This is a genomic window from Streptomyces sp. NPDC104307 (assembly GCF_055584045.1).
Genome location: NZ_JBVJMU010000001.1, coordinates 1,037,175 through 1,051,680, shown reverse-complemented (window position 1 = coordinate 1,051,680; position 14,506 = coordinate 1,037,175). Strand labels below are relative to the sequence as shown.

At 71.3% G+C, this 14,506-nt stretch carries 12 protein-coding genes; 6 read left to right on the top strand and 6 right to left on the bottom strand.

Annotated elements, in window-relative coordinates; all coding sequences use genetic code 11:
* The first annotated feature begins 24 nt into the window (after window positions 1-24).
* Complete coding sequence (locus tag ACZ601_RS04370) at window positions 25-1,512, top strand: AlkA N-terminal domain-containing protein (protein ID WP_469532760.1); 1,488 nt, start codon at window positions 25-27, stop codon at window positions 1,510-1,512.
* The gene (locus tag ACZ601_RS04365) at window positions 1,509-2,039 is read left to right on the top strand and encodes a methylated-DNA--[protein]-cysteine S-methyltransferase (protein WP_469532756.1); all 531 of its coding nucleotides are present in this window, start codon (window positions 1,509-1,511) and stop codon (window positions 2,037-2,039) included. The genes ACZ601_RS04370 and ACZ601_RS04365 overlap by 4 nt, the downstream gene beginning before the upstream one ends.
* A gap of 77 nt (window positions 2,040-2,116) precedes the next feature.
* On the opposite strand, the gene ACZ601_RS04360 is transcribed toward ACZ601_RS04365, so the two are convergent.
* Complete coding sequence (locus ACZ601_RS04360; protein WP_363020762.1) at window positions 2,117-2,701, bottom strand: TMEM165/GDT1 family protein; 585 nt, start codon at window positions 2,699-2,701, stop codon at window positions 2,117-2,119.
* A 261-nt stretch (window positions 2,702-2,962) separates the two neighbouring features.
* Window positions 2,963-3,463, bottom strand: a complete 501-nt coding sequence (locus ACZ601_RS04355) for an NUDIX domain-containing protein (protein ID WP_469532754.1) — start codon at window positions 3,461-3,463, stop codon at window positions 2,963-2,965.
* Window positions 3,464-3,602: 139 nt separating this feature from the next.
* Here ACZ601_RS04355 and ACZ601_RS04350 point away from each other — a divergent pair, with 139 nt between their 5' ends.
* Window positions 3,603-4,718: a glycerate kinase gene (locus ACZ601_RS04350; protein ID WP_469533837.1), complete on the top strand. Its 1,116-nt coding sequence runs from the start codon at window positions 3,603-3,605 to the stop codon at window positions 4,716-4,718.
* Window positions 4,719-4,802: 84 nt separating this feature from the next.
* Here ACZ601_RS04350 and ACZ601_RS04345 read toward each other — a convergent pair whose 3' ends face one another.
* On the bottom strand, window positions 4,803-7,172 hold the full coding sequence (locus ACZ601_RS04345) for a discoidin domain-containing protein (RefSeq protein WP_469532751.1): 2,370 nt from the start codon (window positions 7,170-7,172) through the stop codon (window positions 4,803-4,805).
* Window positions 7,173-7,567: 395 nt separating this feature from the next.
* On the opposite strand from ACZ601_RS04345, the gene ACZ601_RS04340 reads away from it, so the two are divergent.
* Both ACZ601_RS04340 and ACZ601_RS04335 read left to right on the top strand, forming a co-directional pair.
* The gene (locus tag ACZ601_RS04340; protein WP_469532749.1) at window positions 7,568-7,990 is read left to right on the top strand and encodes a hypothetical protein; all 423 of its coding nucleotides are present in this window, start codon (window positions 7,568-7,570) and stop codon (window positions 7,988-7,990) included.
* Window positions 7,990-8,682 (top strand): DUF6338 family protein, encoded by a 693-nt coding sequence (locus ACZ601_RS04335; RefSeq protein WP_469532747.1) that lies wholly within the window; start codon window positions 7,990-7,992, stop codon window positions 8,680-8,682. Before ACZ601_RS04340 ends, ACZ601_RS04335 begins: the two co-directional genes overlap by 1 nt.
* A 269-nt stretch (window positions 8,683-8,951) precedes the next feature.
* On the opposite strand, the gene ACZ601_RS04330 is transcribed toward ACZ601_RS04335, so the two are convergent.
* The gene (locus tag ACZ601_RS04330; RefSeq protein ID WP_469532745.1) at window positions 8,952-11,843 is read right to left on the bottom strand and encodes a CHAT domain-containing protein; all 2,892 of its coding nucleotides are present in this window, start codon (window positions 11,841-11,843) and stop codon (window positions 8,952-8,954) included.
* Between the two features lie 302 nt (window positions 11,844-12,145).
* Here ACZ601_RS04330 and ACZ601_RS04325 point away from each other — a divergent pair, with 302 nt between their 5' ends.
* The gene (locus ACZ601_RS04325) at window positions 12,146-12,880 is read left to right on the top strand and encodes a S1 family peptidase (RefSeq protein WP_440576198.1); all 735 of its coding nucleotides are present in this window, start codon (window positions 12,146-12,148) and stop codon (window positions 12,878-12,880) included.
* Window positions 12,881-12,949: 69 nt separating this feature from the next.
* On the opposite strand, the gene pssA is transcribed toward ACZ601_RS04325, so the two are convergent.
* Together pssA and ACZ601_RS04315 are read right to left on the bottom strand one after the other, a co-directional pair.
* Window positions 12,950-13,804, bottom strand: coding sequence for a CDP-diacylglycerol--serine O-phosphatidyltransferase (gene pssA, locus ACZ601_RS04320; RefSeq protein WP_199884337.1), 855 nt, complete (start codon window positions 13,802-13,804; stop codon window positions 12,950-12,952).
* Window positions 13,791-14,438, bottom strand: a complete 648-nt coding sequence (locus ACZ601_RS04315; RefSeq protein WP_440576199.1) for a phosphatidylserine decarboxylase — start codon at window positions 14,436-14,438, stop codon at window positions 13,791-13,793. Before ACZ601_RS04315 ends, pssA begins: the two co-directional genes overlap by 14 nt.
* Between the last annotated feature and the right edge of the window lie 68 nt (window positions 14,439-14,506).

The following is a 14,506-nucleotide window of genomic DNA, read 5'->3' as shown; positions in this document are numbered from 1 at the left end:
GGCCGGGTGCCCCATGCTTGAACCATGCACACCGACACCGAGCGCTGCGTGCGGGCCGTCCGCTCCAAGGACTCCCGCTTCGACGGCTGGTTCTTCACGGCGGTCCTGACCACCAGGATCTACTGTCGGCCGAGCTGTCCCGTCGTGCCGCCCAAGGTCGAGAACATGACCTTCTACCCGAGCTCCGCCGCCTGCCAGCAGGCCGGATTCCGGGCCTGCAAGCGGTGCAGGCCCGACACCAGCCCGGGATCGCCCGAGTGGAACGCCCGTGCCGACTCCGTCGCCCGTGCGATGCGGCTCATCCGGGACGGGGTCGTCGACCGGGAAGGGGTGACCGGCCTCGCCACCAGGCTCGGCTACTCGGCCCGCCAGATCGAGCGGCAGCTGTTCGCGGAACTGGGAGCGGGGCCGCTGGCCCTGGCCAGGGCGCAGCGCGCGCAGACCGCGCGGGTGCTCATCGAGACCACCGGGCTGCCCATGGCCGAGGTGGCGTTCGCGGCCGGGTTCTCCTCGATCCGTACCTTCAACGACACCGTCCGTGAGGTCTTCGCCCTCGCCCCGGGCGAACTGCGCGGCCGGGCCGCCCGGTCGGCGAAACCCCCTGCCACCCCCGGCGTGATAGCGCTGCGGCTGCCCTACCGCGCCCCGCTCAACCCCAGCAACCTCTTCGGACACCTCGCCGCGACCGCTGTCCCCGGCGTGGAGGAGTGGTGCGACGGCGCCTACCGCCGGACCCTCGACCTGCCGTACGGACACGGCATCGTCGCCCTCACCCCGCACCCCGACCACATCGCCTGCCGGCTCTCGCTGACCGACCCGCGCGATCTCACCCGGGCCATCAGCCGCTGCCGCTGGCTGCTGGACCTCGACGCCGACCCGGTCGCCGTCGACGAACAGCTGCGCACCGATCCGCTGCTCGCCCCGCTGGTCGACGAGGCGCCGGGACGGCGGGTGCCGAGAACCGTGGACGGCGCGGAGTTCGCCGTACGGGCCGTCCTCGGCCAGCAGGTGTCGACCGCCGCGGCCCGGACCCACGCGGCCCGGCTGGTCACCGCCCACGGCACACCCGTCGACGACCAGGAAGGCGGTCTCACCCACCTCTTCCCGGCCCCCGGGGCGCTGGCCGGGCTCGACCCCGAGCAACTGGCCCTGCCGCGCAGCCGCCGCCGGACGCTCACCACACTCATCGGAGCCCTGGCGGACGGTTCGCTGCGGCTCGGCACCGACACCGACTGGGAGAAGGCGCGGGCCGAACTGGGCACGCTGCCCGGCTTCGGGCCGTGGACGGTCGAGGTCATCGCCATGCGGGCGCTCGGTGACCCGGACGCCTTCCTGCCGACGGACCTCGGCATCCGGCGGGCAGCGCAGCGGCTCGGCCTCCCGTCCACACCGGCCGCGCTCACCGCCCGCGCGGCGGGCTGGCGCCCCTGGCGGGCGTACGCGGTCCAGTACCTGTGGACCGTCGACGACCATCCCATCAACCACCTTCCGGCACAGGGAAGTTCATCGTGACCTCAGCACGCACCACCACTGTCGCGGCGGCCCGGCGGTACACCGTGACCGACAGCCCCTACGGCCCGCTGACCCTCGTCGCCACCGACGGGGTCCTCGCCGGCCTCTACATGACCGGTCAGCGCCACCGTCCGCCGGAGGAGACCTTCGGCACACCCGATCCCGGCCTCTTCGACGAGACGATCCAGCAGCTGGACGCCTACTTCGCCGGTGAGCTGCGGGAGTTCGACCTCCCGCTGGACCTCGACGGCACCCCCTTCCAGCGCACCGTCTGGGCCGAGCTCCAGCGCATTCCCTACGGCGAGACGCGTTCGTACGGGGAACTGGCCGAGATCCTCGGCAAGCCCGGGGCCTCGCGGGCGGTCGGGCTGGCCAACGGCAAGAACCCGGTCGGCATCATCGTGCCCTGCCACCGGGTGATCGGAGCGTCGGGGAGCCTCACCGGCTACGGCGGCGGACTCGACCGCAAACAGCGGCTGCTGGCCTTCGAGAACGGTACGGAGGACACCACCCCGGCGCTCTTCTGAAACCGGTGTCTGAAACCGGTGTGGGGCTCCGCGCACGCGCGGAGCCCCACACCGGTAGCCGTCCCGCCTCGGCCGGGTCAGCCGGTGAAGATCTCGATGACCGTCCAGATCGCCAGCCCCAGCATGCACAGGCCGCCGATCCGCTGGACCGTCTTGAGGGGCACGCGCTTGGCGATGAACCGCCCGGCGAGCAGCGCCAGCGCCGATACGGACATCAGGGCCGCCGCGGACCCGATCGCGGTGGACCAGGCGCCGTTGCTCGCGGCCAGGTTGGCCGTCGTGATCTGGGTCAGGTCGCCCCACTCGCTGATGAACACCGCCATGAACGCGGTCGAGTACACCGGCCAGAAACCGGTCACGGTCTTCGGGGCGTCCTCGTCATCGTCGTCGCCCCCGCCGGCCCGCAGCAGCATGAACGCCCCGAACGCGAACAGCGACGCCGAGACGAGCTTGACGATCCAGTCGGGCAGCAGCCCGAGCAGACCACCCGCACCGACCGCGATGGCGACATGGACGATGAACGCGGACGACGTACCGAACCAGACGTAGAGCGGGCGCATGCGGGTGCCCATGGCCAGCGACGCGAACATCGTCTTGTCGGGGAGCTCCGCGAGGAAGATCAGCCCGAAAGCGGTGAGGATCGCCAGGGGGTCGAGATGCATTCCGGGTGGCTTTCTGTAAGAGCCGGGCCCCGGATCTTCCGCGAAGTGCCGTTCGGGCTTTTCGGAGGACCACTCGGCCCGGCATGACGGCACCACCCGCGGGGTGCGGGTGTGTCATACCTGACCGAAGGTCTCGCCCGTCCGTGACCTTCCACGGACCCGGCCACCGGGAACCCGGAGGTTCCAGTGTGTCGACGACCGGTTTGCGGGGCTACTCCCCTTCGCAGCCATCAACACTACCCCAACCGGCAGCGGGGGAGATCACCCGTTCGAGCCGGCGGGCAGCCCGTCCTCCAGCTCCGCCGCGCCCGCGCCCGAATCCAGCACCTCCAGCGCCGCCCGCACCCGCAGCCCGAGCCCGGCGGGCAGATAGCTGCCGAGCTCCGCCCGGTCGACCAGCTTCCACGACAGCAGCTCGTCCTCCTGCACGCGCACCGCCTTCAGCTGCTCCTCGTCGAGCACGCCGCCGTCGTAGACGTAGGCGACGATCGGCGGCCGTGCGGTGCCGCGCGCCCAGTCGACCGCGAGCAGCCGGCCCGGCTCCAGATCGAGGCCGATCTCCTCGGCCGACTCGCGCCGGGCCGCCTGCCGGGGGGTCTCACCGTCGGCCGACTCGATCGTGCCGCCCGGCAGGGTCCAGCCGTCCCGGTAGTTCGGCTCGACGAGCAGCAGTCGGCCCTCCGCGTCCCGGAAGAGGCAGGCGGCGCCCGCGAGCACCTTGGGGAGTCCGTCGATATACGTGGTGTAGTCATCGGTGGTCACACGAGCAGCCTAGATTCTTTTGGGCGCAGGTCCAGGGCACGGACACCCATGGGCAGGGAGCTGGTGATCCGGATAGGGTCGGGGCGGCGCGACTGCCTGTTCGAAAGCAAAGGGAATCAAGGTGACGGACGGAGCAGTGATGAAGGCCGCACGCGTGCTCGTCGCGGCGGACAAGTTCAAGGGCTCGCTCACGGCTGTACAGGTCGCGGAGCGGGTGACGGCCGGGCTGCGGAGTATCGCTCCCGAGGTGGCCGTGGAGACCCTGCCCGTGGCGGACGGCGGCGACGGCACGGTGGCCGCCGCGGTGGCCGCCGGGTTCGAGCGCCGCGAGGCGCGGGTGACCGGGCCGCTGGGTGACCCCGTGACGGCGGCGTACGCCCTGCGCGACACCACGGCGGTGGTGGAGATGGCCGAGGCCTCTGGCCTCCAGCACCTTCCCGAGGGGGTGTTCGCCCCGCTCACCGCGACCACGTACGGCTCCGGTGAACTGCTGCTCGCCGCGCTCGGAGCGGGCGCGCGGACCATCGTGTTCGGGGTCGGCGGCAGTGCGACCACGGACGGCGGCGCGGGCATGCTGGCCGCGCTCGGCGCCCGGTTCCTGGACGCGGACGGCAAGCCCGTCGGTCCGGGCGGCGGCGGCCTCGCCGACCTCGCCTCCGCCGACCTCTCCGGGCTCGACCCGCGGCTCACCGGAGTCGACCTGATCCTCGCGAGCGACGTCGACAACCCGCTGACCGGGCCCAAGGGCGCCCCCGAGGTGTACGGGCGCCAGAAGGGCGCGACCGAGGAGGACATCGCGGTCCTCGACGCGGCGCTCGCCCACTACGCGTCCGTGCTGGGCCCTGACCACGCCCGACTGCCCGGCGCGGGTGCGGCCGGTGGTATCGGGTACGGGGCGCTGGTCGCCCTCGGCGCGCGGTTCCGGCCCGGGATCGAGGTGATGCTCGACGTTCTCGGCTTCGCCCCCGCGCTGGCCCGCGCCACGCTGGTCATCACGGGCGAGGGCTCGCTCGACGAGCAGACCCTGCACGGCAAGGCCCCGGCGGGGGTCGCCGCGGCGGCCCGCGCGGCGGGTATCGAGGTCGTCGCGGTCTGCGGCCGCCTCGCGCTGCCCCCGGAGGCGCTCGGACGGGCCGGGATCCGGCGCGCGTACGCGCTCACCGAGCTGGAGCCGGATCCGGCGGTGTGCATGGCGGAGGCGGGGCCGCTGCTGGAGCGGGCGGCGGAGTCCATCGCCCGCGACTTCCTGCGCTGACCTGCCCGCGGCACCCTCGCAACGGCGGGGCCGGGCGCCGGACGGACGTCTCACACGTCCGTCCGGCGCCCGGCCTGTTACGGCTCAGCTGGTGGTGTAGGCCTCCAGTTCGGAGAGCTGCGCCGCCGGCCACCCGGTGTTGCCGGTGAACGTCAGCCGCAGATACCGGGCCGACGTGCCGGGCAGGGTGACGGTCGCCTTGTTGCCGCTCGACGGGTTGAAGGTGTAACCCGCAGAGCCCTTGAGTGAGTTGAACGTGTTGTTGTCGGTGCTGCCCGACACGCTCAGGGTCTGCGTACGGGTGGCCCAGGCCGCTGCCGGCGGCAGCTTCAGGACCAGCCGCTTGACCGCCTTGGCCGCGCCCAGATCGACCGTGATGGTCTGCGGGAAGGCGTTGTTGGTGCTCTCCCAGTAGCTGTTCGCGTCGCCGTCCACGGCCCTGGACGCGCTGTACACGTCCGCGTGGCCGGACTCGGTGACGTTACGGCCCTGGGCGAGGTTGCCCGTGTCGGTGGGCGGATCGGTGGGGTCGGTCGGGTCGGTCGGCGGGTCCGTGGGGTCCGTCGGGCCGGTGCCGCCCTGCGGGACACCGCCGTTGGTCCACACCGGGGCCGGCCAGTTGCCGGTGCAGGCAGGCGGGTCGGAGTACCAGCCGGAGTTGCCTGCGCCCCGGGTGATCTGGAAGCCGCTGCCGACGCAGTTGTGGATCGGGTTGGACTGCGCGATGTGTGTGGCCACGACGTTGTCGAAGGTTGCCGTGCCGGGGGACTGGATCTGCAGCGCGTAGGTACCGGCGCCGTCGATCTTGATGTTCTTGAAGTGCACTCCGTTGGTCGCGCCCTCGATGAAGTGGATCGCGGCGTAGGAGCTGTCCAGGATCTCCGTGTCGGTGATGTTGATGGTGGCGTTGATCGGCTCGTTGAGACCGCTGAACCAGACGGCTCCGACGCCGAACTGCCAGTTGAAGTCGTTGTTGCCGGTCCGGATCAGGGTGTTGCGGGCCGCTGTGGTGGTGCCCGAGACAGCGGTGCCCGAACCGGAGTTGACACCTGGGTAGCGGTTGGCGATGTGCAGACCGCCGCCGTTGGAGATGGTGTCCGACATGACGTTGTCGGAGATCGTGATGTCCTTGCCGCCGTACGTCACGATGTTGTTGGCGAGGATCGGCAGGATCACCGTGTTGAACGTGAACTTGTTCTTCACGTTCGGGATGTTCTCCGCCCACATCGCCAGTCCGTCGTCACCGGTGTTGCGGACGAAGGTGTTGGTGACGGTCGAGTTGGTGACTCCGTAGTGGAAGTTCACGCCGTCGGCGGTCTGGTCCAGGATGCGGCTGTTCTTGATGGTGAAGTTGTCCATCGGGCCGTCCATCCAGGCGCCGCACTTGGTGTGCTGCATCCAGATGTTGTCGACGGTCGAGTTCGACAGGGCCCCGCCGATGGCGTTGACCTGATCGTCGTCCACCCGCTCCTGGATGTCACCGATGATGGCGAAGTCCTTGAGCGTGACGTTGCTGCTGCCGCCGTCCCTGGCGTACTTCCCGTAGACGCCGACGGCCTTGCTCCGGTTGGAGGGGTCGCGCCCCGTCAGCACGGAGTACCAGGGACCGGCGCCGCGCAGCGTCACCTTGTCCACGACGATGTGGTCGCGGACCTGGAAGGTGCCCTGCGGGATGTAGACCTCCTTGCCCTGCGCCTTCCCCGCGTCCACCGCCGACTGGATCTTGGCGGTCGAGTCCGCCGCCCCGGTCGGGTCGGCGCCGAAGTCGGAGACGACGTCGAGCGCGCCGGAGGGCTTGCCGGTCGGCGCGGCCACCTGCTCGAAGTCCGCCAGGTCGATGGTGAAGGACGGCGAGGCGGAGGTGGAGGAGACCTGCAGCCGGACCTTCGTCCCGGCGGCGAGGGTCGAGCCGAACATCGTCCGGGCCTCGTCGTAGAAGTGGTGCGGGTTGGTATCGCCCGGGTTGTTGTTGAAGGGGTAACCGCCGTAGTACCAGCCGTACTTGGAGGTGACGGGTACCGACTTGGGCGATCCGCCGTTCACCAGCACGTTGATCGAGGCGTCCCGGCCCGATCCGTTGGCACTGTCCGGCAGCGAGTAGCGGAAGGACATCGCGTTGGCGGGTGCGGTGAGCGTGAACTCCACGTACTCACCGACCGCGTCCAGCGTCACCGCCTGCCGGCCGGAAGCCTCTGAGGGCAGCGTGCCGTACAGCCGGTTCGGGCCGATCAGCGTGCCGTTGGTGGCCGCGTACTCGGCTTCCTGCTCCTTGAACGGAACGGTCGCACCACGACCGGGGACCGCGACGGGGGAGGGGGCGGGGACCCCCGCCGCCTGGGCGGCCGGAGCGCTGGACAGGACCACGGCGGCAGCGGTGCCGACCGCGGCGAGTGCCAGCGAGAGAGAGGCGGATATGGAGCGTCTGAGCAACTGGCGTCTGGGAGTCGGGGTCACGTATCAGTCGTCCTTGCGGCTCGGGGGGCTCTTCGGACGCCCCACAGGCTAGGAGTGATGTCGCAAGGAAGTCCATGCTGGTGCGCAAAATTCTGCTTGAGCTACTTAATTTTGTGACTCAAACCTGTGAATAGGGTGTGACATGCGGTACTTGGTCACCTGCGGTGCGAGGCCCTCTCAGGCTCGGGTGCTGGGGTGCGCAGGTGGCTCGGGGGTCGCGGCTATGTGCAAAAGATTTGCATCCATGCGTAAAAAGCGGCAGGTGTGGCTCACGGTGGACCGGGACCTTCCGGCAGCGCAATCACCCGAACGAGGGACCGCGATGTTCCCCGGGCGTGACTAGCATCTGAGGGCAGGACGCTCATGGGCGTACAGCCGGGCGGGGGAGTCGGTTCATGCGGGTACCGGAGTCCGTGGTGTACGGATTGGTGCTGGGCCTTGTGGTCCTGTCACCGCTCATCGGCTTCGGCCGGGCCAAGTGGCTCGCGGTGCTGAGCCTGTTGAACATCGGGGAGTACCGGGTGCTCGTGGCGAGTGACCCGTTCACGCTGGTCGTGGCGGTCACCGCACTGTTCGGAGCGCTGCTGCTGCTCGCGGAGATGACCGCGCCGAGGCGGCTGTCGGGGACCCTGTGGATGGTCGGCGGGCTGCTGGTCGCGCTGGCCGCGGCGCGGCAGTCGGAGACCGCCGCGCTGATCGTGCACGCGAGACCCTGGGTGGCGTTCTCGACGCTGGTGGCGGCGGCCGTACTGGCGCTCCGCGCGCGGCGGGCCAGGCTGATCGCACACGATCCGTCCGAGGGCCTGCGGGGCATGTGATGGGGCAGTCCCCGTCCACCCCGCTCCAGATCGCCGTGCTGGTGCTGTTCGTCCTGCCGGGCGTCACCTACCAGTTCCTGCGGGAGCGCTGGCGGGGCCCGGTCCCCGGCGAACGCGACCTGGGAGAGCGGGTGCTGCGCGCCGTGGCGGCGTCCGTCGTACTCGACACCCTGTATCTGGTCGCGGCCGGACCCCGGTTGGTGCGCTTCGCCCGGCACACCGGAGCGGGCACCGGGGAGGCCGTCGCCCAGCAGCCCCGGACGGCCGGGCTACTGGCCCTGGCGCTCTTCGTCGTCGTGCCGGCGGTGGCCGCGGGTGGCGTCACCCGGTGGCAGCGGCGGCGGCGGCCCGCGCGCTACCGCTCGACGCCCACCGCCTGGGACCATCTGTTCCGCCGGTCCGGCCCCTGCTACGTCCGCATGCGGCTGCGGGACGGCGCCTGGGTGGGCGGCTGGTACGGGGGCCGCTCCTACGCCACCTCGTATCCGCAGGCCCCGGAGATCTATCTGGAGACTGCGTGGCTGATGAAGCCGGACGGCAGCTTCGTCCGGCCCGTCCGGGACAGCGCCGGGATCCACATCAGAGCGGCGGACACCGATGTGCTGGAACTCCTGGCCCCGCCGTCCGCCGCACCCCCCGAGCCCCCTGCGGCGGCCCTCCCGGCCGCCCGCGTCACCGAGGAGCCAGGATGACAGCACCCCGGGCCGAAGAGCCCGAACCGACCGCGTTCGAGAAGAGGTTACGGCTCAAGGGTGGCGGGGACTTCCGGGGGCACACGCCGGTCCTCTCCGTCCCGGAACCGACCCGGGGCCCCTCGGACCGTGCGGGGGTCTCCTTCCCGGCGCGGGACGCCGACGCGACCGTGCGGCCGTCGGAGCCCCCCGGGGCCCAGCAACCCCCGGAACCGGCCGACCCGGCCGGTGCGCCGCCGGCCGGTTCCTGAGCCGCCGGCCGGTGCCCTTCAGCAGCCGACGTGCAGATAACTCGCCCAGAACTGAGGCAGGTTGGGGCACAGCTCACGGACCGCCAGGGTGGCGCGCCGCACCGCGGCCGCGGCGTCGACCGGCGCGCCGCTCCGTACCGCCTGCGCCAGCTCCGCGTAGACGTTCTCGGCGAACACCGAGCTGACCTCGTCCTCCACCCGCCACAGAGTCGCGATGACCTGCCGATAGCCCGCCAGTTGGAAGGCCGAGGCGAGGTGGATGGCCTCATCGGCATGGCGGGGCGCGGTGCGGGCGGTGTCGCACGAGGACAGATAGGCGAGCTCCGGGCTGCCCAGCTCCAGCCGTGACACGTCCTCGACGCTCAGCAGCCGCCGCTGGTGATCGTGCAGGAGCAGTCCGCTGCGTGAGGGGACGTCGGGATCGGTTGCCGTGTGGCAGGCGAAGTGCGCCCAGGGGTGGTGCGGGAGGGCGCTCAGGACCCGCTCCCGGGTCGCGTCCGCGTCGGTGAGGCGGACGGTCCCCGGGAACAGCCCCCGCACCATCCGCGCCTCCGCCTCGGCCCCGGTGAGCGGCCCCGCTCCGGGAGTGCTGGACATGGTGACCGCGAGGGGCACCGGCCGTCGGCCCGGAACGGCCCCGGCGGTCGGGGCGGTCCGGGCGGTGGCCAGGGAACGCATCGTGGGTGTGTAGGACGAGATCACCCGGTCGAGCAGTGAGCGGGTACCGCCGCGGTGCCCCGCCGCGTGGACGGGCAGCAGCGCGAGCGAGCCGGTGGGCACCCACCACACACGCGGCAGCCCCGGACCGCGATGTGCCGCGTGCAGATCCTTCAGGGCGTTCAGCACCGGCTCGGCCAGGGCGTCCCACAGCCAGCCGAGCACCTCGTACACCGCCGCCGCCCGTTCCGCCTCGCCACCGTCCCCGGCGGCCAGGGCGGTGTCCAGCGCGCGCTGCCGGTGCTCGGCCTCGTCCGGGGTGACCCGCAGCGGAACGGAGCGGATCCCGTCGGGGGCGATGATGACCGCGTCGGAGCGGAACCGGCTCACGTTGAGATACACGACGGCGCCCTCGGCCGCACCGGCGAGCAGGCGCTGCGGGGAGGGCGGCCCCGCGAAGTCCGCGAGCCCGTCGAGCGCACGGATCTCGCCCAGCAGCTCATCCCAGCGCTCGCCCTCCGCACGCCGCCGGGACCGCGAGTCCGCCGCATCGCCGGAGGGCCGCCCGGCGCGCCCTTCCATGAGCGACGCCCGCAGCTCCTCGAACTCCCGGGCCAGCGAGGGCTCCCGGGCCCGCAGCTCACCGATGTCGGAGCGCAGATCCAGCTCCCGCGACAGCAGCACCCCGCGCCCCAGCTCCAGCATCGCCACCGCCCGCTCGGGCGCACCCTCGAAGAGGGCACACGCGGCGGCGTCCGCCGCGATTCCGCTGTACCGGCCGAGCCGGTCCTCCTGGTCCGCCCTGCGCAGCTCGCGGCCGGCCAGCCGGGGGAGCAGATCGATGACGGTCTCGAACGCCGTCACCGCGTCCCGGTAGCGGGCTCCGGAGGCCGCGATATCGCTCCAGAGCAGTCCGGCCCGCATCCGTGTCGGAACGTCGGCCCTCGGGTGGGTCGCCGCGGCCCGTGCCGCGTCGAGGGCGAGCTCCAGCCTTCCGGTGCGGTCGTCACCGGTCGTGGAACCCGTGCCGCCACTGGCCGTTGGACCCGTCCTGCCGGCTGCCCCGCCCGGTGCGCGGGCCGTCTCGTACTGGCCTCGGTCGCGGAGGGCCAGCGCCGCGACGACCTGGTAGACCGCTCTTTCCGGGGCATCCGTCGGCGCCGTGCTCAGAGCGCGCTCGCTCAGGCTGACCGCCTCGTCCAGATCGTCGGTGGCCGGCTCCCGCTCCGCGCCCGCCCGCACTCCGTGCCGGGTGCGCAGCGCCAGGCCGAGGTTGCTCAGGCATGTTCCGTACAGCGCCTCGCCCGGCGCGATCGTCTCCAGCGCCTCCCGCCCCGTCCGCACGGCCCGGTCGATGTCCACGAGGCTCCCGGTGCGCTTCCCGCGCTGCACCAGCAGGTAGCAGAGGGTGGCCCGGTCCGCCGCGCGCCGGTAGCCGCGTCCGTCGGACCAGTCCACCGCGGCCGACACCTGGGCGACGGCCTGTTCCAGGACGTCCATGTCGTCGGTGCGCAGGAACTCGCTGTGCAGGGCGGCGCCGAACTGGCCGCACGTACCGGGGAAGTGCGGACTGCGGGACGGGACGAGCCGTACGGCCTCGCGCCCGGTGGTCACGGCCCGCGCCAGATCGTCCGCCGCGCCGAGGTGGTCGTAGCGCAGCCGTAACGCGGTGCTGAGCTGGCAGAGCAGCCGGCCCCTGGCCTGGCCGGCGCCTCTGGCCCGGCTCGCCCGTTCACCGGCTTCGATGGCCTCGTCGAGGTCCTGGAGCCGTCCGAGCCGCTCGTACCGCATCCGGGCCGCCCGGATGAGGCCGGTGACGTGGACGAGGTGGTTGGCGTGTCCCACGCTCTGCCGGGCGGCGGTGCGGAAGTCGTCCACGGCCGAGTCCAGGACCGCCAGATCGTCGGATACGGCGTAGCTCCGCAGCTGGTCCTCGCCGGCGGCCGCGTGCTCGTTCGCCGCCAACGGGTTGTTGTCCGGGTTGGCACGCTGCTCCGCGCTGGTCAGCTGGTGGCGTGCGAGGCCCGCGAAACCGGCCACCATCGCGGAGACGTAGGTCGACGGCCCGTACCAGGCGGGAGTGGAGCCGGGGAAGAGCCAGATCCCTTTCTCCACCAGCTGCGAGACGACGAAACCGAGGATGCCCCAGGGGGTGCGGCCGCCCGCTCTGCCGATGAGCCGGTCACCGGCACAGCAGAAGAACAGCATCGTCAACGTGGCGAGTACACCGATCGCCAGTGGCCAGTCCGACATCCGCTGAACTCCCCCTCTTTCCCGTCCCGCCGGGTCACGACGGTGCTTCCGCGCTGGCACCGTACCGCTCGGCGCGGCGGGAAATCGGTGGAGTTTCCGTATGGGGGACGGCCGCAATGCGGGGTGATATTCGGCCACGCGTTCGCAATCGGAATCAGGGGTTTCGCATCGGAGATTGAATGTGAAAGTTCTTTCGGTCCATTCGCTTTATTCGCTTCATTCGTTCCAATCGGAACCTTTCGTCCCGGCCGGGTATCTGACCAGCAGTACGGCCCGTGCCCCGATCAGAGGAGCTGTTCCGAATGGTTCGTCGTGTACGTGTATTGCTGGTGACCGCCTTGCTGGCGGTGACGGCTTCGGTGATGTCGTCACCCTCCGCCTCCGCCGTGATCGGCGGATCGAAGAGCGCTTACGGTCCGTGGGCGGTGCGCATGTTCGTCGACGGCGCCCCGGCATGCACCGGTACGGCGATCGCCCGCCGGTGGATCATCACTGCCTCGCACTGCTTCTTCGAGCAGGGGCAGCCCGTCGCGGACAAGCGGATCTCGTTCCGGGTCGGCAGCCTCGACGTGCGCAAGGGCACCACGCTGCGTCCGGTGCCGCGCGGCCGGGTGGGAAGCGCGCGGGCCGACATGATGCTCGTCCAGGTCCCGCCGATGAAGATCCGCACCGCTCGGCTCGCCACGGCCGGTGTGCACCCCGGCCGGCTCGTGCGCCAGTACGGCTGGGGCGCCACCTGCACCGGGGACGAGAACAGCTGCCAGTCCCCGGTGCTCAAGCAGTCGGTGCTGCGGGTCCTGCGCCCGGCCGACCCGCGATGCGAGGGCTACACCGCGCCGGGCGGGTCGGACTTCTGCATGGCGAGGGTGTCCGGGATCCCCGCGGGCGGCGACTCCGGCGGCCCGGTGATGAGCATCGGCCCGCGCGGCACCGAGACCCTCCTCGGCGTCTTCGACGGCTCCGACCGGGAGCGGACGGCGGGGGCGGGGGAGATCTCCCGGCAGCTCGACTGGATCCACTCGGTCATCGGGGGATAGCCCCGGGCACGCACGAGGGCCCGGATGCTGGGGAGCATCCGGGCCCTCGTGCGTGACGTGCGTGAGCCGTTACGGCAGCTGCGCCGCCCGTGCCTCGCGCCGGTTGTCGCGGAACGTGTTCACCCGGCGGGCGGTCGCGAAGAGCGGGATGACCGCACCCAGGACCACCTGGAGCGCACAGCCGGTCTGGAGCAGCAGCTGACCACCGGGGGCGTCGAACGCCCAAGCGGCCAGCAGGCCCATCGCGGCCACGATCCAGCCGAGCATCGCCACCGCGAGGACACCTCGCGGCTTGGGGTACTCGACCCGGCTGACCATCAGCCACGCCACTCCGACGATCGCGAGCAGCGTCGGCACGAAGGGCAGCTCCAGGAGCACGATCGAGATGACCGTGAGCGCTCCGAAGGGGCTCGGCATGCCCTGGAACATGCCGTCCTTCAAGGTCACGCAGGAGAATCTGGCAAGCCTGAGCACCACCGCCAGCAGCACGACGATCGCCGCCAGTGCCGAGACCCGCTGGTGTGCGTCGTCCGCGACCATGCCGTACACGAGGACGAAGTACGCCGGGGCGAGCCCGAAGCTGACGAGGTCCGAGAGGTTGTCCAGCTCGGCACCCATCGGCGAGGAGCGCAGCTTGCGGGCCACGAGTCCGTCGAACAGGTCGAAGATCGCGGCCATGAGCATCAGGATCACGGCGGTGGCCGCGGAGTGCCGCGCCATGCCGCTCTCGTCGCTGCCGGTGAGGTGCGGGATGAGGATGCCCGTGGTGGTGAAGTACACCGCCATGAAACCGCACGTGGCGTTACCGAGAGTGAGGGTGTCCGCTATCGACAGCCGCATTGAGAGCGGCATGTCCTCGGTGTCGTCCTCGGCTTCCGCCTCGGGTACCCAGCCGGCCTGTGTCTCAGGATCAATCACGGTCAATTCGAGTCACCCCCGCGGTGGTGGCCTGGCCGACCTCGACCGCGACATCGATACCTTCCGGAAGGTAGATGTCGACCCGGGAGCCGAACCGGATCAGGCCAATCCGCTCGCCCTGATCCACCTTCGTACCCTGCGGGACGTACGGGACGATGCGGCGGGCGACGGCACCCGCGATCTGCACCATCTCGATGTCGCCGAGCTCGGTGTCGAAGTGCCAGACTACCCGCTCGTTGTTCTCGCTCTCCTTGTTGAACGCCGGAATGAAGCCGCCGGGGATGTGCTCGACCGAGGTCACCGTGCCGGCCAGTGGCGCGCGGTTGACGTGGACGTTGAGCGGGCTCATGAAGATCGCGACGCGGGTGCGTCCGTCCTTCCACGGCATGATGCTCTGCACCACGCCGTCGGCCGGTGAGATGACGCGGCCCTGGGTGATCTCGCGCTCGGGGTCGCGGAAGAACCACAGCATGCCCGCCGCGAGCGCGGTGGTGGGCACGGCCACGGCCGCCCAGCGCCCGGACCTGCGGGCCCGGGACAGGCTGAGTGCGGCGGTGGCGACGGTCGGGAGGAGCCACGGCGAAGCTCCGCGTGCAAGGCGGACCCCGCCGCGTGGTGCGGAGGTATGGCTGTCGGGCATGGATGACCTTCGTAGCGGATGATGCCGCGCTGGCAACGGGGGACGGCGGCTTTTCCGGCGATGTTATC

What these genes read in the sequence shown, in the direction of transcription:
- ACZ601_RS04325 (WP_440576198.1), top strand. Translation starts at nt 12,146, where the DNA reads ATGGTTCGTCGTGTACGTGTATTGCTGGTGACCGCCTTGCTGGCGGTG.
- ACZ601_RS04315 (WP_440576199.1), bottom strand. Translation starts at nt 14,438, where the DNA reads ATGCCCGACAGCCATACCTCCGCACCACGCGGCGGGGTCCGCCTTGCA.
- ACZ601_RS04350 (WP_469533837.1), top strand. Translation starts at nt 3,603, where the DNA reads ATGAAGGCCGCACGCGTGCTCGTCGCGGCGGACAAGTTCAAGGGCTCG.
- ACZ601_RS04330 (WP_469532745.1), bottom strand. Translation starts at nt 11,843, where the DNA reads ATGTCGGACTGGCCACTGGCGATCGGTGTACTCGCCACGTTGACGATG.
- ACZ601_RS04340 (WP_469532749.1), top strand. Translation starts at nt 7,568, where the DNA reads ATGCGGGTACCGGAGTCCGTGGTGTACGGATTGGTGCTGGGCCTTGTG.
- ACZ601_RS04360 (WP_363020762.1), bottom strand. Translation starts at nt 2,701, where the DNA reads ATGCATCTCGACCCCCTGGCGATCCTCACCGCTTTCGGGCTGATCTTC.
- ACZ601_RS04370 (WP_469532760.1), top strand. Translation starts at nt 25, where the DNA reads ATGCACACCGACACCGAGCGCTGCGTGCGGGCCGTCCGCTCCAAGGAC.
- ACZ601_RS04335 (WP_469532747.1), top strand. Translation starts at nt 7,990, where the DNA reads ATGGGGCAGTCCCCGTCCACCCCGCTCCAGATCGCCGTGCTGGTGCTG.